Annotated in this window: 17 protein-coding genes; 8 read left to right on the top strand and 9 right to left on the bottom strand. The window is 71.0% G+C overall.

The annotated features are described in order from the left end of the window. Positions 1-43 precede the first annotated feature (43 nt). Positions 44-1,231: a carboxylate-amine ligase gene (locus tag ABD164_RS16680; protein WP_344297596.1), complete on the bottom strand. Its 1,188-nt coding sequence runs from the start codon at positions 1,229-1,231 to the stop codon at positions 44-46. A gap of 135 nt (positions 1,232-1,366) precedes the next feature. Here ABD164_RS16680 and dapE point away from each other — a divergent pair, with 135 nt between their 5' ends. The 3 genes from dapE (at position 1,367) to ABD164_RS16665 (ending at position 4,038) form a co-directional block, all read left to right on the top strand. Next, positions 1,367-2,464 (top strand): succinyl-diaminopimelate desuccinylase, encoded by a 1,098-nt coding sequence (dapE, locus tag ABD164_RS16675; RefSeq protein ID WP_344297595.1) that lies wholly within the window; start codon positions 1,367-1,369, stop codon positions 2,462-2,464. 13 nt (positions 2,465-2,477) lie between these two features. Next, positions 2,478-3,725, top strand: coding sequence for a hypothetical protein (locus ABD164_RS16670; protein ID WP_344297594.1), 1,248 nt, complete (start codon positions 2,478-2,480; stop codon positions 3,723-3,725). A 139-nt stretch (positions 3,726-3,864) separates the two neighbouring features. Continuing rightward, positions 3,865-4,038, top strand: coding sequence for a DUF3117 domain-containing protein (locus ABD164_RS16665; protein WP_067875042.1), 174 nt, complete (start codon positions 3,865-3,867; stop codon positions 4,036-4,038). Positions 4,039-4,130: 92 nt separating this feature from the next. Here ABD164_RS16665 and ABD164_RS16660 read toward each other — a convergent pair whose 3' ends face one another. Next, complete coding sequence (locus ABD164_RS16660) at positions 4,131-4,763, bottom strand: O-methyltransferase (protein WP_344297593.1); 633 nt, start codon at positions 4,761-4,763, stop codon at positions 4,131-4,133. Positions 4,764-4,856: 93 nt separating this feature from the next. Between ABD164_RS16660 and ABD164_RS16655 the strand changes: the two genes are divergently transcribed. Beyond that, on the top strand, positions 4,857-5,255 hold the full coding sequence (locus ABD164_RS16655) for a twin-arginine translocase TatA/TatE family subunit (RefSeq protein ID WP_344297592.1): 399 nt from the start codon (positions 4,857-4,859) through the stop codon (positions 5,253-5,255). A gap of 113 nt (positions 5,256-5,368) precedes the next feature. Here ABD164_RS16655 and ABD164_RS16650 read toward each other — a convergent pair whose 3' ends face one another. After that, positions 5,369-6,919, bottom strand: a complete 1,551-nt coding sequence (locus ABD164_RS16650; RefSeq protein ID WP_344297590.1) for a succinic semialdehyde dehydrogenase — start codon at positions 6,917-6,919, stop codon at positions 5,369-5,371. Positions 6,920-6,974: 55 nt separating this feature from the next. Between ABD164_RS16650 and ABD164_RS16645 the strand changes: the two genes are divergently transcribed. Both ABD164_RS16645 and ABD164_RS16640 read left to right on the top strand, forming a co-directional pair. Beyond that, the gene (locus ABD164_RS16645; RefSeq protein ID WP_344297588.1) at positions 6,975-8,354 is read left to right on the top strand and encodes an MFS transporter; all 1,380 of its coding nucleotides are present in this window, start codon (positions 6,975-6,977) and stop codon (positions 8,352-8,354) included. Beyond that, positions 8,351-9,925, top strand: a complete 1,575-nt coding sequence (locus ABD164_RS16640) for a pyridoxal phosphate-dependent decarboxylase family protein (RefSeq protein WP_344297586.1) — start codon at positions 8,351-8,353, stop codon at positions 9,923-9,925. Before ABD164_RS16645 ends, ABD164_RS16640 begins: the two co-directional genes overlap by 4 nt. Before the next feature lie 152 nt (positions 9,926-10,077). Here the strand turns inward: ABD164_RS16640 and ABD164_RS16635 are convergent, their stop codons facing one another. From ABD164_RS16635 to ABD164_RS16620, 4 genes are read right to left on the bottom strand one after another with little or no spacing between them, the layout of a single operon-like run. Continuing rightward, positions 10,078-10,950, bottom strand: coding sequence for a hypothetical protein (locus ABD164_RS16635; RefSeq protein WP_344297584.1), 873 nt, complete (start codon positions 10,948-10,950; stop codon positions 10,078-10,080). Next, positions 10,947-12,125, bottom strand: coding sequence for an Mrp/NBP35 family ATP-binding protein (locus ABD164_RS16630; RefSeq protein ID WP_344297582.1), 1,179 nt, complete (start codon positions 12,123-12,125; stop codon positions 10,947-10,949). The genes ABD164_RS16635 and ABD164_RS16630 overlap by 4 nt, the downstream gene beginning before the upstream one ends. Next, a complete protein-coding gene (locus tag ABD164_RS16625; RefSeq protein ID WP_344297581.1) occupies positions 12,112-12,636 on the bottom strand; it encodes a DUF1003 domain-containing protein in 525 nt (174 codons plus the stop codon). The genes ABD164_RS16630 and ABD164_RS16625 overlap by 14 nt, the downstream gene beginning before the upstream one ends. Next, positions 12,623-13,951: a magnesium transporter MgtE N-terminal domain-containing protein gene (locus tag ABD164_RS16620; protein ID WP_344297580.1), complete on the bottom strand. Its 1,329-nt coding sequence runs from the start codon at positions 13,949-13,951 to the stop codon at positions 12,623-12,625. Before ABD164_RS16620 ends, ABD164_RS16625 begins: the two co-directional genes overlap by 14 nt. A gap of 80 nt (positions 13,952-14,031) precedes the next feature. Between ABD164_RS16620 and ABD164_RS16615 the strand changes: the two genes are divergently transcribed. Further along, positions 14,032-14,736, top strand: coding sequence for a YflT domain-containing protein (locus ABD164_RS16615; RefSeq protein ID WP_344297578.1), 705 nt, complete (start codon positions 14,032-14,034; stop codon positions 14,734-14,736). 24 nt (positions 14,737-14,760) lie between these two features. On the opposite strand, the gene ABD164_RS16610 is transcribed toward ABD164_RS16615, so the two are convergent. Then, positions 14,761-16,197 (bottom strand): M1 family metallopeptidase, encoded by a 1,437-nt coding sequence (locus ABD164_RS16610; RefSeq protein ID WP_344297576.1) that lies wholly within the window; start codon positions 16,195-16,197, stop codon positions 14,761-14,763. 212 nt (positions 16,198-16,409) lie between these two features. On the opposite strand from ABD164_RS16610, the gene ABD164_RS16605 reads away from it, so the two are divergent. Beyond that, on the top strand, positions 16,410-16,760 hold the full coding sequence (locus ABD164_RS16605) for a TIGR02611 family protein (protein ID WP_344297574.1): 351 nt from the start codon (positions 16,410-16,412) through the stop codon (positions 16,758-16,760). 21 nt (positions 16,761-16,781) lie between these two features. Here ABD164_RS16605 and ABD164_RS16600 read toward each other — a convergent pair whose 3' ends face one another. Continuing rightward, positions 16,782-18,359, bottom strand: a complete 1,578-nt coding sequence (locus ABD164_RS16600) for an aminopeptidase P family protein (RefSeq protein ID WP_425545960.1) — start codon at positions 18,357-18,359, stop codon at positions 16,782-16,784. Between the last annotated feature and the right edge of the window lie 120 nt (positions 18,360-18,479).

Here is an 18,479-nt window from a genome sequence, read left to right as displayed (position 1 = left end):
TCGAGTATGACGCGGGGCGACGTCACGCCGCTCGCGGACCTGCTCAGCCCGCCACCGTGCTCTGCTCGTCGGCTGGCGCGAGCCGAGGGCGGGTGTCGATCCGGGCACGCCGGAGGGCCTCGGAGGCCGGGGCGGCGCCGCGCGTCGTACCGGTACCCTCGGTGAGCGTGTCGGCGTACCACCGGCGCAGGGCGATCGGCCCGTCTCGCCGGAAGACCTCGACCTGTCGTTGCGCACCGGTGCCGCGTGCGCGGATGCGTGCGAGCGACTCGGTGACGAACGCGAGATCACCATGACCGACGAGCGCCGGGCCGACGTAGTCGACGAGCGCAGCCGCGACCGACCACGCCGGCGCCGGATCGCCGGTGAACGGGTCGGCGAGTTCGGCGGCCATGCCGTTGCGTGCCGCCAGCCAGAGCGAGCCGTCGAGGATCTCCTGCGGCAGGTGCGCGAGTGGCGGGGTCTCGAGCACGGTCGTCACGATGGATCGCGTGAGTGCTCCCGCCAGCAGCGATTCAGCCACCGTCAGCTGTGCGTCGAAGACGCGCACCTCGATCGTGGGGAACCGCTCGGACAGCCTTGCAGTCCAGCCGAGCGACTGCAGGTCGGTGATGGCGCCCGTCGCGACCAGGGCCCGCGAGCGAGCGGAGTAATCCGCCGCATCGGCGAACTGCGGTGGGCATCCCATCGTCGGCAGCCGACGCTGGATCATCGTGCGCCAGCTCGCGAACCCGGTGTCGCGACCGCGCCAGAACGGAGAGTTCCCGGTGAGCGCAAGCAGGCAGGGCAGCCAGTGCCGCAGGCCGTTGAGCGCACGCACCCCCGCCTCGCGATCGTCGACCTCGACGTGCACATGGAGCCCGTTCACCTGGTGGTCGACCACGAGACCGCCGAAGTTGCGGGCGATGCGCCGGTAGCGTTCCTTCTCGGTGACCATCGTCGACGAGTCGCACGCATCGAACGGCGTGCCGCTGCCGACCGCGACGACATCGAGGTCCTGTGCGACCGCGGCGAGCTCCCTCCTGAAGCCGTGCAACTCCGCTGAGGCCTGCCGTACATGTCGGTGGATCGCGGTCGAGTATTCGACCTGAGCGGCCAGGAACTCGCCCGTGACGCGCTCACCATACGCGCCGCGACGCAGGGTGTGCACCATGCGCTCTCCCAGCGCCACCGGAGCCAGCCGGTGGCGGTCGAGCACCATGAACTCCTCTTCGATGCCGAAGCGCCTCATGCGCCGCAACCCCTCGCCAACGTGATCACGGCATGCCGACGTGATCTGTCCCATCCAGTGTGCGACCACTGTGTCGGCGGGGGAAGAGGTTGACTGCCACATGGCACGCCCGATCAACGCCCATAGACTTGGGGGATGCCCGCCGAGACCCCGACCTCGCTCGATCTTTCCGCCGACTCCGTCGCGCTCACGCGGGCGATCTGCGACGTGCCGAGCGTCTCGGGCGACGAGACGATCCTGGCCGACCTCGTCGAGTCGGCGCTCGCTCGGGCATCCCATCTCGAGATCATCCGCGACGGCGACACGATCGTCGCACGCACGAATCTCGGCCGCGACCGCCGGGTCGTGATCGCGGGGCACCTCGACACGGTGCCGATCAACGAGAACCTGCCGACCCGTTTCGAGACCGTCGACGGCGTCGACCACCTCTGGGGGCGCGGCACGGTCGACATGAAGGCCGGCGTCGCAGTGCAGCTGAAGCTCGCGGCAGAGCTCACCGAGCCCATCGTCGACGTCACGTGGATGTGGTACGACCACGAAGAGGTCGCCGCGGGGCTCAACGGCCTCGGCCGGCTCGCGGGCAACCGGCCCGACCTGTTCGAGGCGGACTTCGCCATCCTCGGCGAGCCGTCGAACGGGCACGTCGAGGGCGGGTGCAACGGCACTCTGCGCGCCGAGGTGCGCACCACCGGGCTGCGGGCGCACTCGGCGCGCAGCTGGGTCGGCGAGAACGCGATCCACAAGCTCGCGCCCGCGCTCACGCGCCTCGTCGAGTTCGAGGCCGAGACCGTCGAGGTCGACGGGCTCGCCTACCGCGAGGGCCTCAACGCCGTCGTGGTGCGGGGCGGCGTCGCGGGCAACGTCATCCCCGACGACGCCGTGCTCGACGTGAACTACCGCTTCGCTCCGAGCCGCAGCCTGGCCGAGGCATCCGAGCTCGTGCGCGAGTTCTTCGACGACTACGAGGTGACCGTCGTCGACGGCGCCGAGGGCGCACGACCGGGCCTCGACGCACCGCTCGCGCAGCAGTTCGTGCGCGCGGTCGGCGCCGAGGCACGCCCGAAGTACGGGTGGACCGACGTCGCGCGATTCAGCGCGCTCGGCGTGCCCGCCGTGAACTTCGGCCCGGGCGACCCGCTGAAGGCGCACGCCGACGACGAGCGCGTGGCGCTCGACCAGATCCGCTCGACCGAGCACGCGCTGCGGGCCTGGCTCACGGGCGTGGCCCGCTGACCGGTCGCGCCGCATGAGCACGTCGCAGCCTGCCACGCGCGAGCGCGACCCTTTCCGCGCGACGCGCTGGTCGCCGCGCGTGCGATGGCGGCTCGCCCCGTGGTGGGCCAAGGTCGTCGCCATCTACCTCGGCGCCCGACTCATCACCACGACGATCGTGCTCATGCTCGCGAGCCTGCAGGGCCCCAATCCGTGGACCGGCCCCAGGCCGGGATACTTCGAGTACGCCAACCTGTGGGATGCGCGGTGGTACCAGATCATCTGGATCGGCGGCTACCCGCGGGAGCTGCCGATCACCGACGCCGGCCACGTCGCCGAGAACGCGTGGGCGTTCCTACCCGTGTTCCCCGTGTTGTCGGGAATGCTCACGTCGCTCGGGTTGCCGTGGAACGCGGCATCCGTCACCATCGCGGTGCTCGCAGGCCTCGGCGCGGCCCTCGTGCTGCACCGCCTCATGTCTCGATTCCTCGAACCCGACCGCGCCCTGTTCGCGGTCGTGCTGTTCGCCGTCGCGCCGGTGTCGCCGATCATGCAGTTCGGGTACGCCGAATCGCTCGGATTCCTGTGGCTCGCGCTCGCGCTGCTGCTGCTCGTCGACCGAAGATACGGATGGCTCGTGCCCGTGCTCACGGCGTGGGCGTTCACCCGCCCCGGGGCGCTGGCATTCGCCCTCACGCTCGGGTTGCACTGGGTGTGGCGGTGGTGGCAGCGCGAGCGCGACCCGTTCCCGATGCGCGAGCGGGTGGTCGCGGCAGCCGTCACCGCCTTCGCGGTCGTCGCGGGATTCGCGTGGCCGGGCATCGTGTGGCTCGTGACCGGCGACTTCCACGGGTACACCGACACCGAGCTCGCGTGGCGGTCGGCCTACATCGGATATCAGGAACTCGTGCCGTTCACCGCGTGGTTCCAAGGCGCCGCGTGGTGGGCCGAATGGGTGCGGCTGCCGGCATGGCTCGGCATCGCCGCCCTCGTCGTGCTCGTCGTGAGCTTCGCGGCGATGCTGTTCCTGCCCGCGGTGAAGCGACTCGGCGTCGACATCAGGCTGTGGCTCGCGAGCTACGGGCTGTACCTGGTGGCCGTGTTCTTTCCGCAATCGAGCACGTTCCGCATTCTCGCGCCGATGTTCCCCGTCGTCGGGGCGCTCGCGGTGCCGCGGGCCCGATGGTACCGGTGGGCGATCGTGATGGTGTTCATCGCGCTGCAGGTCGGCTGGCTGATGATCGCGTGGGGCATCGACGGCATCGACTGGACGCCCCCCTGATCGCAGGGGAAAACGTCTGGCGTCGCCCGTGAGAGCGCGACCAGTCCAGAGAAATTCGGCGCGCCGAAGACTCGCGGCGATTTCACAGCCACGGCGCTGATGACCGATAATGGAAGCTCAGCCACGAAAGGGGAGCTCAATGGCGGCCATGAAGCCACGCACCGGAGACGGGCCTATGGAGGCTGTGAAGGAGGGTCGACTCATCATCGTGCGGGTTCCGCTCGAGGGTGGCGGCCGTCTCGTCGTCTCGGTGAACGACGCTGAGGCCAAGGAGCTCTACGACGTCCTCGGTGGCGTCGTGAACCCTGCCTGAGTCACACGTACGTCAACGAGCCCCGAGGAGACTCGGGGCTCGTGGCGTTTTGGGTGGGGTCTCGATTCGCTTCGCCACTCGACCGGCGAAGGTCAGGCGCCGAGCTTGACGATCTGCAGCAGCCCGTCTCCGGCGGGCGAGATCGCCGTCGCCACCGCCGACGACGACGCCAGCTCGGCGATGAGCGTGCGAAAGGCACTGGCGGCCTCGTCGCGCTTCGACGGGTCGGCGACCCGGCCCTTCCACAGCGCACGTGCCACGAGCACGCTGCCTCCGGGCTTGGCCAGGCGCAGCCCGTGCTCGGCGTACTCGATCACCGACGGTGCGTCGGCATCGACGAACACGATGTCGTAGGAGCTCTCGTTCATGCGGGGGAGCACCTCGCCCGCACGCCCTGCGATGAGCCGCACCCGCGCCGCGGTGATGCCGGCGTCGGCGAAATGCGCTCGCGCGTGCTGCTGGTACTCGTTCTCGGTGTCGATCGACGTGAGCTGCGCGCGCGGCGATGCCTGCAGCATCCAGAGACCTGAGACGCCGACGCCCGTGCCGACCTCGATGATCGAACCCGCCCGAGTGGCCGCGGCGATGACCGCGAGCTGCGCGCCGACTGCCGGCGAGATCGGCTCGACGCCGAGTTCGAGGGACTGCTGGCGGGCCTTCGCGATGGGTTCGGACTCGACGACGGACTCGTCGACATACTTCCAGTTCAGGTCGTGATCGGTCACGTTTCTCGGCTCCCGGATGAATCTCTGGAGTCCCCAGCCTAAAGGTGCGGCGGCGTGGCGTTCGGATGCCTCGCCGCCGACTATCCTGTAAGGATGTTCGGTGGACTGACGTTCGACAAGCTCCTCATCGTAGGAGTCATCGCCGTCTTCCTGCTCGGGCCCGAACGACTGCCGCACTACGCGGCCCAGCTCGGGCGTCTCGTGCGCTCGCTTCGCGATATGGCCAGCGGCGCCAAAGACCGTGTGCGCGAAGAGATGGGCCCCGACTTCAACGACATGGACTGGAAGAAGCTCGACCCGCGCCAGTACGACCCGCGCCGCATCATCCGCGAAGCCCTCACCGACGTCGACCCGTTCGCCGAAGAGAAGACGCCCGCACCCGTGGTCGGTCGGGCCGCGGTGAATGAGAACTCCGCCTACCTGCAGCGCAAGCGCAAGCGCGAGGCACTCGGGGCCGAAGAACCGGCACCGTTCGACTCCGAAGCGACCTGACGCGGGCAGCGTTGCGCCACTTCGGCGCCCCTGCGCCGGCTGGGCTGGCGCAGCGGGTGCGAAAGTGGCGCAGAGCGCGCGAGCCGTACGACTCGGATGACGCGTGGCACGCGTCAGGCGCGGCGGATCGCCTTGAGCACGCGAGCGAGCAGCACCATCAGCCCGACCTTCGTGGTGTACTCGGCGGCGGTGCGCGGCAGCTGCAAGAGCCCGGTCGTCGACGAGACCGTGACGGGGTCGACGAAACGCAGCAGGCCGGCCTCGCCGTTGCGGCGCCCGAGGCCTGACTGCTTGATGCCGCCCATGGGCGCCGCGACCGATGAGAACGAGCCTCGGTAGCCCTCGTTGATGTTCACGCTGCCGGCCTCGAGCGCGTCGGCGATGCGCCGTGCGCGGCCCGCAGACCGCGTGAAGACCGCCGCGTTCAGGCCGTAGTCGCTCGCGTTCGCGGCGAGCACGGCCTCGTCGTCGCCGCCCACGAGGTAGAGCGACGCGATGGCGCCGAAGGTCTCTTCGGCGTACACCTTCATGTCGGGAGTGACCCCGGTGAGCACGGTCGGCTCGAAGAACCACGGCCCCAGGTCTGGGCGGTGACGCCCGCCGACGAGCACGGTCGCGCCCTTGGCGACGGCGTCGGCGAGGTGCGCCTCGACACGCTCGAGTTGCGCCGCGGTCGCGAGCGAGCCGAAGTCGGCGTCGTACTCGAGGGCAGAGCCGAGCTTCGCCTCGCGGAGGCTGCCGATGAGCGCGCGCTGGAAGGGCGCGGCCACCTTCTGGTCGACGTAGATGCGTTCGATCGACACGCAGAGCTGCCCCATCGTCGAGAAGGCGGCATGCGCGGCGCTTTCCGCCGCCTGCGCCGGGTCGACGTCGTCGAGCACGAGCAGCGCGTTCTTGCCGCCGAGTTCGAGGGATGCCCCGACCAGGCGTCGTCCGGCCTTCTCGGCGATCTTGCGACCGGTGGCCGTCGACCCGGTGAAGCAGATGTAGTCGGCCTCGTCGGTCAGGGCCTCGCCGACCTCGGCCGCGGGCCCGGTGACGACCGCCCACAGCGCCTCGGGCACGCCGGCGTCGATGAACGCGCGGCGCAGTGCAAGGATCGACAGGGCGCCCTGGTCGTCGGCCTTCTGCACCACGGCGCAGCCGGCGGCGAGGGCGGGCACGACGTCCATCGCCGCGAGGCTCAGGGCCCAGTTCCACGGCGTGATGACCCCGGCGACGCCCTTCGGGCGGAAGCGCATGCGGGTGGTGAAGACGGTGGGCAGTCCCGACCGCTTGCGGCGGCCACCGAGTACGCGGCGTGCCGTGAGCGCGTTGTAGCGGGTGACGCCGGCCGCCTGGAACACCTCTTCGAAGGCCTGCCCGCGAGTCTTGCCGCTCTCGAGCTGCACGAGGTCGAGCAGCAGCTCGCGACGCTCGAGGATGAGGTCGTGCGCGGCGAGCAGCACGCGGCGACGCTCGGCGAATCCAGCGCGAGCCCAGGCGAGCTGCGCGAGGCGCGCCCGGGCCACGGCCTCGCGCACGTCGTCGGCGCTCGAGCGAGGCAGCTCGTGCAGCACCTCGCCGGTCGACGGTGTCGGCACGGCGGTGGTCTCATCGCCCGACGCGACGACATCGTCGGTGAGGCGCTGGAAGAGGGCGGGGGAGGCGATCGCGGCTCGCATCAGCACAGTCTAGGTCAATTGACCCACTTCGCCGGCGAGTGAGTACACTGCCTGAATGACCGCAGTGCAGCGACCTCTGGCGCGCGGGGTCGTCGCCCGATATGCGATCGGTTCGATCGGCACTGGCGGCTTCGCGACCCTGCCCGGCCTCGTGCTCGTGTACTACCTCACCGACACCCTCGGAGTGACCGCGCTGATCGCCGGTCTCGTGGTGACCGCGGCGAAGGTGTGGGACGTCGTGATCGACCCGTGGATCGGCGCCCGCAGCGACCGTGCCCTCGCCCGCACCGGCACCCGCCGCACGTGGATGCTCGTCGGCGCGATCGCCCTGCCCGTCGGGTTCGCACTGACCTTCGCGGTGCCGGCGGGCATCGGGCCCGGGGCATCCGGAATCTGGGTCTTCGTCGCGTTCCTCGCGACGGCCACCGCGTTCAGCCTCTTCCAGGTGCCATACATCGCCCTGCCGGCCGAGCTCACGCCCGACTACGACGAGCGCACGCGGCTGCTGACGTGGCGCGTCGTGGTGCTCACGATCGCGATCCTGCTGTTCGGCGCGGGCGGGCCCGAGCTGCGCCGCGCGTTCGACGACGAGTACGTCGGGTACCTGGTGATGGCGGTCGTCGCCGGCCTCGTGATCGGAATCGGCATGTTCGTGAGCGCGGGCACTGCGAAGCGAGCGGATGTCCCGCCGCCGGCCCCGCCCGCGGCGTCGAAGCTCAGCGGCGGGTATGCAGAGGGCTTTCGCGCGCTACGGCGCAGCGCGCCGTTCCGCACGCTGCTGGGCGCGTTCGTGCTGCAGGGGCTCGCGACCGGACTGATGCTCGCGGGCGCGCAGTTCGTGGCGACCTGGGTGCTCGACTCCGAGGCGGCGGTGACGCTGCTCTTCATCGCCCTCATCGCGCCCGCCGTGCTGCTCGCGCCGGTGTGGCAGCGTGTTGCGGGCCGCATCGGCAAGGAGCGCGGATTCCGCATCGCGAGCCTCGTGTTCGCCGCCGCAGCCCTCAGCATGGTCGTGCTCGTGTGGGCACCGGGGCCGTGGGTCTACCTGCCCGTCGCGGTGGCGGGTGCCGCGTACGCGGGCATGCAATCGCTGCCGATGGCGATGCTGCCCGACGTCATCTCGCACGACGCACGCCAGACCGGTATCGACCGCGCCGGCAGCTTCGGCGGCGTGTGGACGGCGGGCGAGACGGCCGGCATGGCGCTCGGCGCGACGCTGCTGACGATCGTGCTCGCCCTCACGGGCTACATCGAGTCGGCCGGCGCCGAGTCCGTCACGCAGTCGCCCGCCGCGATCGCCGGCATCGCGGTCGCGTTCAGCGTCGTCCCGGCGGTGCTCGTGCTCGTCAGCGTCGTCGTGCTGCGCGCCTACCCGCTGCGCCGGGCCGACGTGAACGCCGATGCCGCAGCCTCGCCCGAATGGAGCACCCCATGACCGACCTGCGCCGTACCGACTTCGGCCGAATCGACCTGCGCCGCGAGGCATCCGACATCATCGCCGAACTCGAGGCGCTGCGCGCCGCCGATGCGCCCACCCACGGCGGCCGCGTGCTCTCGTACGTGTACGACTCGGGGGTCGCCGAGCTCGACGAGCTCGCGGGGGCGGCGGCTCGGCTCGTGCAGCCCGTCAACGGGCTCGACCCGACGACGTTCACCTCGGTCGCCGCGATGGAGGCCGCGGTCGTCGGCTTCGCGCGGAGCGTGTTCGGCGGCGACGACGACGTGGTCGGCTCGGTCACGTCGGGCGGCACCGAGAGCTGCCTGCTCGCCGTGAAGTCCGCGCGCGACGCGTGGCGCGCCGCCAGGCTCGGCACGCCCCGGGTGCCGCGCATCGTCGCACCGGTCACCGTGCACGCCGCGTTCCACAAGGCCGCGCACTACTTCGGTCTCGAACTCGACCTCGCGCCCGTCGACCCGGCGACAGGGGTGCCCGCGCTCGCCGAGATCGAAGACCGTCTCGGCGACGACGTCGCGCTCGTCGTCGTCAGCGCCCCCTCGTACCCGTTCGCGAGCCTCGATCCGGTAGCCGATGTCGCGGCGATGACCTCACCGCGGGGCATCGCGCTGCACGTGGACGCGTGCATCGGCGGGTTCGCACTCGCATTCTGGCCCGACCGGCTGCCCACCTGGGACTTCTCGGTGCCCGGGGTGACGAGCCTCTCGGCCGACCTGCACAAGTACGGCTACGCGCCGAAGGGTGTCTCGGTGCTGCTCACGCGCGGACGCGACCGGCAGCGGCACCAGTACTTCGCCACGACCGGCTGGCCGGGCTACCCCGTCGTGAACCCGACCATGACCGGCTCGAAGCCCGCCGGGCCGCTCGCCGCGGCCTGGGCCATCGTCGAGGCGCTCGGCGAGCCCGGGTTCGCTGAGCTCACCGGCCGCGCGGCACGGGCGACAGCCGCGCTGCGCTCGTGCGTCGAGCGTATCGAGGGCCTGCGGGTCGTCGGCTCGCCCGTCGGGCCGCTGCTCGCCGTCGCGACCGACGAATCGCTGCCCGTCGAACGACGGGTCGACCCGCACCACTGGGCCGATGCGGCTCGTGCGTCGGGATGGCACCTGCAACTGCAGCCTGGGCTCATTCAATCCGACGGTTCTCGGCTGCCGCACACCACGCACCTCACCGTGACGCCGGTCACCGAGGCGGTGGTGCCCGAGCTCGCCGCGGCGCTCGACGCCGCGGCCGACGCTGTGCGCGGGGTGCCGCCGGTCGATGGTGCCGTCGTGGCTGCGGGTCTTTCGGCGGCGCTGCCGGGGGGCGCCGAAGCACTCGAGGCGGCAGCGGTGATGCTCGACTCCGACAGCGCCGCCGGGCTGCTGCGGGCGGCGGGGCTGCTCGGCGGTGACGCCGCTTCGGATGGCGATGGCGGCACCGCCGGCGGCGCCGGCGCCCTGCCCGATCGCATGGCGCCCGTGCTCGCGCTGGTCGAAGCACTGCCGGGGCCGCTCACCGAGCGGCTGCTCGTCGAGTTGCTGGCACGCGTGGTCGAGCCGCCACGCCTGTAGCAGGCTCTGTGCGCGGGCCACTCGGCCAAGCCAGGCCACCTGACTCAGGAGAATGGACTCGATGCGCCGTGTGAAGGGGGGATCGTGCCCATTCTCCTGACTTGGGCCCTCGTCGACCCACGGAATGCGCGAGCGCGGCTACCCGACGGGCGTCACCCGAGGCCGCAGCGCTCGGTGACGTAGTCGTACAGCTCGGCCTGCAACGTGTCGCCCGACGACCGGTCGATGCGGCCCGTGAGCCCGTCGCTGGTCGTGATCTCGAACGGCAGGATCGTGCCGCGCTTGTCGTCGGCGATCGCGTGCGCGTCGCACCGCGCCGGGCGCACGGCGAGCGGCACCGTGATCGGCTCGCCGCCCGCGGCGACGTCGAGCGCGAGCGGCCATTCGGGGCCGTCCTCGGCATTGAGCAGGGTCGTGCCATGTACGACATCGACGGTGAACGACGCGTCTCCGGTCGGCTCGGGGGTGAGCACGACGTCGATCCAGGCGCGTTTCGCCGCCCCGTCTCCGGTCGTGCGCAGGTGCTCGGGGAGCGTGATCGCGGCGACGGCGTCGACCGACGCGGTGAGGCAATCGGTGGCGCCGATGCGCTCGAGGGTGTCGAACGGGTCGGTCGGGGCGACCACGCCCATGAATGGCTGGTCACCGATGCGGCCCCGCAGGTCGACGCGCGGTTCGCCCTCGCCGCTTCCGCACTGCGGGTCGGGTAGGTCGATGCGGATGTCGATGCCCTGGCCGGCCGAAAGGTCGAACGAACGGTCGTGCTCGAGCGGCTGGGCGAACACGGGTGCCGTGACCGTGAGGCGGTCGACGTCCAAGGGCGATGGGCTGCCGTTCTCGACGTGCACGACGAGCTGCCGGGCCTCGACGTCGAAGCGGCCCTGCCGCAGTTCGGCGGTGATGCCGTCGGGCACGCCTGCCGGCGCCGACGGTGCCGCGCACGCCGCGAGACCGACCGTGACGATCGCGACCACGACGCCGACGGTGAACCGGCTCATCAGACGGGCGCGCGGCGTGGGAGTCATCGCAGGCTGACGTCGAGCCGCCGGCCGGCGAGGTCTCGGGGGAGTGCGGCGAGCTGGGCGGCCGCCGACTCGATGGCTCGGGCGGCGGGATCGTCGGGCGCGGCGATGACCACGGGCACACCGGCGTCGCCGCCCTGCCGCAACGCCATGCTGAGCGGCACGCTCGCGAGCAGCGGCACCGAGTCGGGCTGACCCGCTGAGAGCCGCTCGGCCACGAGCACACCGCCGCCGGCACCGAAGAGCTCGAGCACCTCGCCGCCGGGCTGCACCAACCCAGCCATGTTTTCGATGACCCCGACGATGCGCTGGCCGGTCTGCCGCGCGACGACCCCCGAGCGCTCGGCGACGTCGGCCGCGGCGGGCTGCGGCGTCGTCACGACGACGACCTCGGCATTGGGCAGCAGCTGGCCGAGCGAGATCGCGATGTCACCCGTGCCGGGTGGCAGGTCGACCAGCAGCACGTCGAGATCGCCGAAGTACACGTCGGTGAGGAACTGCGACAGCGTGCGGTGCAGCATCGGCCCGCGCCAGGCGACGGCGGTCGACGACGCCCGCCCGCCGGCCTCGCTCGGTTCGACGAACATGCCGATCGAGATCACCTTCACGCCGTGCGCGACGGGCGGCAGGATCATCTCGTCGACCCGGGTCGGCCGTGCCGCGAGACCGGCGTCGTCGACGAGCCCGAGCAGCCCGGGGATCGAGAAGCCGTGCACGTCGGCGTCGACGAGCCCGACGGCGAGCCCGCGCGCCGCGAGCGCGACCGCGAGGTTCGCCGTGATCGTCGACTTGCCGACGCCGCCCTTGCCGCTCGTCACGGCCAGCACCTTCGTGAGCGTGCCCGGGCCGAACGGATTCGTGCGCGCGGCTCGCCCACCGCGCAGGCGCTCTGTGAGGGCCGCCCGCTGCTCGGGCGTCATCACCGAGAGCTCGACGGCGGCGTTGCCGGCACCGGCCACTGACTCGGCCGCCTGACGCACATCACGTTCGATGCGGTCGGAGGCGGGGCATCCGACGATCGTCAGCCGGATGCCGACCTCGACCCGCCCATCTTCGCCGGCGACCACCCGGTCGACCATGTCGAGCTCGGTGATGGGCTTGCGGATCTCGGGGTCGATGACACTCGTGAGTGCGGCGCGCACCGCCGCCGCCAGTGCCGTCGAGTCAGCGCGGGACATTCGCCGCCTCGTCGTCTTCGTCACGCCGGTCGAGCTCCTCGAGCACCGCGCGCAGCTCGGAGCGGATGAACTCCCGCGACGCCAGGTCTTTCATGGCGAGCCGCAGCGCGACGACCTCGCGCGCGAGGTATTCGGTGTCGGCGAGGTTGCGCTCGGCGCGCTGGCGGTCCTGCTCGATCTGCACCCGGTCGCGGTCGTCTTGCCGGTTCTGCGCGAGCAGGATGAGCGGTGCGGCGTAGGACGCCTGCAGCGAGAGCACGAGGGTGAGCGCGGTGAACCCGATCGCGATCGAATCGAACCGCAGGTTCTCGGGCGCGAACGTGTTCCACACCATCCAGCCGATCGCGAACACCGAGAGGGCGAGCAGGAACCCCGGGGTTCCCATTCCGCGTGCGACCCACTCGGTGAAGCGACCGAACCGGTCGTTGTCGCCCGACCCGCGGAAGGACACGGATCGGCGGGTGCCCTTCGGGGTGTCGAATCGCCGGTCGTCGACGTCAGTGCGTGCCATCTCCTGCCCTCCTTCCGGGTGGGATCGGGATACTTCCGGTCATCAACTGGGCGCGCGCCGCCGCGCGGCGGCCCATATCGGAATCCTCGGGATGACTTCGCCAGTCATCGGGCAGGAGGTAGTCGAGCACGTCGTCAATCGTCACCACCCCGACGAGTCGATGCTTCTCGTCGACGACCGGCACCGACACGAGGTCGTAGCTCGCGAGGATGCGGCTGACCTCGGCTGCCGACGTGTCGGCCCTGACGGGCTCGAGGCCCTGGTCGATGAGGGTGCCGAGCCGCTCATGCGGCGGGTAGCGCAGCATGCGCTGGAAGTGCACGATGCCGAGGAAGCGGCCGGTCGGCGGCTCATAGGGCGGCAGGGTCACGCACACCGCCGCGCCGAGCGCGGGCGGCAGGTCGTGGCGTCGGATGAGCGCGAGTCCCTCGGCGACGGTCGCGTCGGCCGACACGATGATGGGCTCGGGCGTCATGAGGCCGCCCGCCGTGTCGGGGCCGTACGAGAGCAGGAACCGCACGTCGTCGGCCTCTTCGGGCTCCATGAGCTCGAGCAGGTGCTCGCCGCGCTCGTCGGGCAACTGCGCGATGAGGTCGGCGGCGTCGTCGGGTTGCATGTGGTCGAGCACGTCGGCGGCGCGGTCGTCGCCGAGCCCGGCGAGGATGTGCACCTGCTCGGACTCGGGCATCTCTTCGAGCACGTCGGCGAGCCGGTCGTCGGGCAGTTCTTCAGCAACCTCCTGCCGCCGCTGCGCAGGCAGGTCGAGCAGGGTGTTGGCGAGGTCGGCGGGCTTCAGCTCGGAGTAGGTGGCGATCAGCTGCTCGGCCGACTGCGCCTCACCCGGGGCGCTTGCCTCGCGCACCTCGCGCCACGTGACGTAGGCCGACTGCCCCTTCGAGAACGGAGATGCGCCCTTGGGTCGCCGCACGAAGAGCTGGTCGACCTGCCACTCGCCGGGCTCCTGCTCTTCGATCGCGACGTCTTCGACGGTCGCGACTCCCGAGCCGTCGTTGAAGGCGACCTTGCGCCCGAGCATCTCGGCGATGACGCGCACCTCGCCGCCGCGCTGCTCGAAGCGGCGCAGGTTGATGAGGCCCGTCGTGATGATCTGGCCGCCGCTGATCGACGTGACCCGCCCGATCGAGACGAACACGCGGCGTTTGCCCGGGATCTCGACGATGAGGCCGACGACCCGTGGCGGGTCGTTCTTGCGGTAGACGACCAGCACGTCGCGCGCCTTGCCGACCCGCTCGCCGTTGGGGTCGAAGACGGATGACCCGGCGAGTCGGGCGACGAAGACTCTCGTGGCGCTCACGCTTCCAACTTAGACCCCGCACGCCCCGACCCGGCCCCTTCACGGGCGGCCCGCCGCCCGCGTCATGGGAGAATGACGAGGTGACGAATCAATCGCCGTTCGGTGGCCGCATGGGCCGCCAGTACCCCACCCTGCCGAAGGGTGAGACCGTTGCGACCTTCGAGACCTATCCCGAGGCGCAGGCGGCGGTCGACACGCTCGCCAAGGCCGAGTTCCCGGTGAAAGAGCTCGCGATCGTCGGCACCGACCTGACGACGGTCGAGCGCATCACCGGCAAGCTCACGTGGGGCCGGGCGGGCGGCGCCGGGGCGATCTCGGGGGCGTGGTTCGGAACCTTCCTCGGCCTGCTGTTCTTCATCTTCTCGCCGACCGGCACGTCGGTCGGCATCCTCATCTCGGCGATCCTGCTCGGCGCCGGCTTCGGCATGATCTTCGGCCTCGTGTCGTACTCGGTCAACCGCCGGCGCCGCGACTTCACCTCGACCATGCAGGTGCTCGCCACCCGCTACGCGATCATCGCCGAACCGGCGCACGTCACCAGGGCACGTCAGGTGCTCGGTACGACGGATGCCCCGGCCCCGCCGGTCGCGTCACCCTCTGCACCGCCCGTGGACACGCCGGCCCCCCACGCCGACAGCGAGGCTGCGGCGGGCGACGCCGAGTCCGCGACATCCGATGCCGCCACCGGCGAGGCCGTCGACGACGAGCCGCGCGGTCTCACCTACGGCGAGGCGCAGGACGCCGCGCGCCGCGCCGCCCGCGAGCGCCGCAACGCCGGCGACTGAGCGCCGTGCCAGGTGAGTCGGGGGCTACCAGCTGACCGGCTTCTCGGGCGTGTACAGCCACACGTCGAAGAACGTCTCGAGGTCCTGCCCCGACACCTCCTCCGAGAGTGCGATGAAGTCGGCGGTCGAGGCGGTGCCGCCCCCGAAGCGCTCGACCCACGTCTGCGCCACCTCGAAGAACGCGTGGTCGCCGATCTTCACCCGCAGCGCGTGCAGTGTTGAGGCGCCGCGGTCGTAGACCGGGTTCTGGAAGAGGCCGAAAGGGCCGGGGTCGGCGACGATGAGGTCCCACTCGGGATCGTCGGCGGGGATCGCGTAGTAGTCGTCGAACGACGTCTGCGCCGAGTCGCCGCCACGGTGCTCGGTCCACATCCAGGTGGAGTATGTCGCCCAGCCCTCGTTCAGCCAGATGTCGGCCCAGCGCTCGGGGCTCACGTGATCGCCCATCCACTGGTGGGCGAGCTCGTGAGCGACCGTGCCCTCGCGTGCGTTGCGGGAGAAGAACGAGCGCGTCTGCGTCTCGAGCGCGTAGCCGACCGAGTCGTCGTCGACGATCGCGCCATATGAGTTGAAGGGATAGGGACCGTAGAGATCCTCGAAGAAGACGAGCATGTCGCTCGTGAGGGCGAGGCCGGCCGAGGGTGCGCCGAGGCGCGTCGGGTCGACCGCGTCGAAGATCGGCGTGCCGTTCGCGGCGGTGTACTCGTCGACCACGTAGTCGCCGACGCTCGCGGTCGCGAGGTAGGCGGCCATCGGGTCTGGCGCGTCCCAGAACCATGTCGTCGTGCCGCCTTCGGTGACGGGCTCACCGGCGGGCAGGCCGTTCGCGACCGCGACGAGTCCCTCGGGAACGGTGATCTCGAACGTGTACGTCGACTTGTCGGTGGGGTGGTCGTTCACCGGGAACCACGTGGCCGAGCCGTCGGGTTCGCTCACGACCATCGCGCCGTCGCGCGTGGTGACCCAGCCGTAGAGGGCGTCCTCGATGTCCCTCGGCCGGATCGTCGTGCCGCCGTAGGTCACGACGACCTGCGCCTCGGCTCCGGCCTTGAGCTTCGGACGCGGCGTGATGATGAGCTCGTTCGCACTCTGCGTGAAGGCCATCGGCTTGCCGCCGACCGTGACCTCCGAGGCCGTCAGGCCGCGCAGGTCGAGGTTGAACTGATCGAGGTCCTGCATGGCGAGCAGGTCGATCGTCGCGACCGCGCTCAGGTTCCCCTCGATCGGTGCCGGTTCGGGTGGTGCCGGCGTGTAGTCGAGGTCGAGGTCGTAGTGCAGTACGTCGATGCCGCCGTTGCCGGCGAGCGGGAAGTACGGGTCGCCGGCGCCGTCGGCCCCCGCACCGTACCGTGGCGCGCCCGGGTCGGCGGGCGCCGCGGTTGCGAGCGACGGGGCGGCGAGCAGCGCGGCAGCGACGCCGACGGCGCCGAGGGCGAGGAGTGCGGGTTTGCGGTGCGACATGGATTCTCCAGCGTCGGGTGGTGCAGATCAGGTCTGCGCACAATGTAGACCGAGGCGATCGCATCCGCCAGATCCGTCCCGACCACGACCGGGGTCGAGCGTGCACTCGTCGCCCTCCGGCAGGGCGGCGAGTGCACTCTCGACTCGTACGCGCCGGCATTTCTCGCGGCGGCTTCGGCGCACTCCCAGTCTCGCGATATATCGTGTCGTGCATGGTGACCGAGCGGGAGATTCAGCACGCGATCGCCGAGGGCGAGCGACCCGACCGGCCGATTCGACGACTCCTGCGGGTCATCCGTCGTCGCATCGAGGGCACGCCGGCACTCCGGCGCGCGTACCGCCTGGTTGTGGCCCTGCTCGGCGGTGCCATCGCCGCGCTCGGGCTGCTGCTCGTGCCGCTGCCCGGACCGGGGTGGCTCGTCGTGTTCCTCGGGCTCGCGATCCTCGGCACCGAGTTCGCCTGGGCGAAGCGCCTCGCCGCGTTCACCAAGCGCCAGCTCGCCCGATTCTGGGCGTGGTGGCGAGCCCGCCGTGCCGATCGCGGCGCATCAGCCTCGACCTGACCCGGTGGGCGGTGGCGCGGCTCAGTGACCTGCGCCGCGCACCCAGGCCTCGACCTCGTCGGCCGTTCGCGGGATGCCCGCCGAGAGGTTCTCGGCGCCGTCGGCGGTGACGAGGATGTCGTCCTCGATGCGCACGCCGATGCCGCGGAACTCCTCGGGCACGGTGAGATCGTCGGGCTGGAAGTAGAGCCCGGGCTCGATCGTGAACACCATTCCGGCCTCGAGCACGCCGTCCATGTACATGTCGCGTCGCGCCTGCGCGCAGTCGTGCACGTCGAGGCCGAGGTGGTGGCTCGTGCCGTGCACCATGTAGCGGCGGTGGAACTGGTTGTCGGGCTCGAGCGACTCTTCAGCCGAGACCGGCAGAAAGCCCCACTCGGCGGTCTTGCGGGCGATGACCTGCATGGCCGCGGCATGCACCTCGCGGAAGATCACCCCGGGCTTCACGATGGCGAATGCCGCGTCGGCCGCCTCGAGCACGGCGTCGTAGATCTGTCGCTGCACTGCCGAGTAGGTGCCGCTGACCGGGAACGTGCGCGTGATGTCGGCCGTGTAGTAACTGTCGAGCTCGACACCCGCGTCGAGCAGCACGAGGTCGCCGGGCACGACGGGGCCGTCGTTGCGGGTCCAGTGCAGGATCGTGGCGTGCGGACCGGCCGCGGCGATCGAGTCGTAGCCCACGGCGTTTCCGTCGAGGCGGGCTCGGGTCGCGAACACACCCTCGATGACCCGCTCGCCGCGGACCTCGGCGGTGATGCGCGGCAGTTCGGCGATGACCTCGGTGAAGCCGCGCCGGGTTGCATCGATCGCCGCGCGCATCTCGGCCTGCTCGAACTCGTCTTTCACGAGCCGCAGTTCGGAGACGACCCGGGCGAGCTCGCCGTCGGGCTCGTGCGACGCGCCCACCTCGATCGAGAACGGCGCGTCGGCCGCGTTCGTCGACAGCGCCTGCTCGGCGGCGAACCGGATGCGCGCATGGTCGACCCGCTCGGTGACGGATGCATCTGCCTCGCGCAGCACGAGGGTCGCGGTGTCGACGGCGTCGACCACGTGGTCGAACTCGTCGAGGCCGCGCGTCGCCACGGCGAGGTCGGCCGCGACGTGCGCGAGCGACGGGCGAGCGCCGATCCAGAACTCGCCGATGGCGGGGTTCGCGTAGAACTCCTCGGAGTCGCGGCCTGCGCGCTCGCGGAAGTAGACGGTGGCATCGTGGCCGTCGGCGGTGGGCTCGAAGACGAGCACGGCCCCCGGCTCGGAATCGGAGCCCCAGCCGGTGAGGTGCGCGAACGCCGAGTGCGCGCGGAACGGGTAGTCGGTGTCGTTGGCGCGCTGCTTCATGTCGCCGGCGGGCACGATGAGACGCTGCCCGGGGAACGCCGCCGAGACCTTCGCACGTCGGGCCGCGGCGAACGAGGCCTGCTCGCGCGCCGACGGCAGCGTCTCGTCGCGGTCGGCCCAGCCGCTGCCGATGAACCGCTTGAACCCCTCGGAACTCGGCGTCGTCGAGCGATTGGCGTTGCGACCCGCCTCTTCGTCGGTGACGGCCGCAGCCCGGGTCTCAGTGGTGGAGGTGTCGCTCGAATTCGCCATGTCACCCATTCTCGCACCGCGGCCACACTCGTGATGTCGCGCAGATCGCCCGCATGCGACGGGTGAAACGACCGTTCGCGCGACATCACGGGGGAGGCGCGGGATTGGGAGGAGGGGGAGGGGGAGGAG

The sequence above is a fragment of the Agromyces neolithicus genome (genome assembly GCF_039529735.1).
Classification (GTDB): Bacteria; Actinomycetota; Actinomycetes; order Actinomycetales; family Microbacteriaceae; genus Agromyces; species Agromyces neolithicus.
This window is presented reverse-complemented; position numbering and strand designations above follow the sequence as displayed.

What these genes read in the sequence shown, in the direction of transcription:
- ABD164_RS16680 (WP_344297596.1), bottom strand. Translation starts at nt 1,231, where the DNA reads ATGAGGCGCTTCGGCATCGAAGAGGAGTTCATGGTGCTCGACCGCCAC.
- dapE (WP_344297595.1), top strand. Translation starts at nt 1,367, where the DNA reads ATGCCCGCCGAGACCCCGACCTCGCTCGATCTTTCCGCCGACTCCGTC.
- ABD164_RS16670 (WP_344297594.1), top strand. Translation starts at nt 2,478, where the DNA reads ATGAGCACGTCGCAGCCTGCCACGCGCGAGCGCGACCCTTTCCGCGCG.
- ABD164_RS16665 (WP_067875042.1), top strand. Translation starts at nt 3,865, where the DNA reads ATGGCGGCCATGAAGCCACGCACCGGAGACGGGCCTATGGAGGCTGTG.
- ABD164_RS16655 (WP_344297592.1), top strand. Translation starts at nt 4,857, where the DNA reads ATGTTCGGTGGACTGACGTTCGACAAGCTCCTCATCGTAGGAGTCATC.
- ABD164_RS16650 (WP_344297590.1), bottom strand. Translation starts at nt 6,919, where the DNA reads ATGCGAGCCGCGATCGCCTCCCCCGCCCTCTTCCAGCGCCTCACCGAC.
- ABD164_RS16645 (WP_344297588.1), top strand. Translation starts at nt 6,975, where the DNA reads ATGACCGCAGTGCAGCGACCTCTGGCGCGCGGGGTCGTCGCCCGATAT.
- ABD164_RS16640 (WP_344297586.1), top strand. Translation starts at nt 8,351, where the DNA reads ATGACCGACCTGCGCCGTACCGACTTCGGCCGAATCGACCTGCGCCGC.
- ABD164_RS16635 (WP_344297584.1), bottom strand. Translation starts at nt 10,950, where the DNA reads ATGACTCCCACGCCGCGCGCCCGTCTGATGAGCCGGTTCACCGTCGGC.
- ABD164_RS16630 (WP_344297582.1), bottom strand. Translation starts at nt 12,125, where the DNA reads ATGTCCCGCGCTGACTCGACGGCACTGGCGGCGGCGGTGCGCGCCGCA.
- ABD164_RS16625 (WP_344297581.1), bottom strand. Translation starts at nt 12,636, where the DNA reads ATGGCACGCACTGACGTCGACGACCGGCGATTCGACACCCCGAAGGGC.
- ABD164_RS16610 (WP_344297576.1), bottom strand. Translation starts at nt 16,197, where the DNA reads ATGTCGCACCGCAAACCCGCACTCCTCGCCCTCGGCGCCGTCGGCGTC.
- ABD164_RS16605 (WP_344297574.1), top strand. Translation starts at nt 16,410, where the DNA reads ATGGTGACCGAGCGGGAGATTCAGCACGCGATCGCCGAGGGCGAGCGA.
- ABD164_RS16600 (WP_425545960.1), bottom strand. Translation starts at nt 18,359, where the DNA reads ATGGGTGACATGGCGAATTCGAGCGACACCTCCACCACTGAGACCCGG.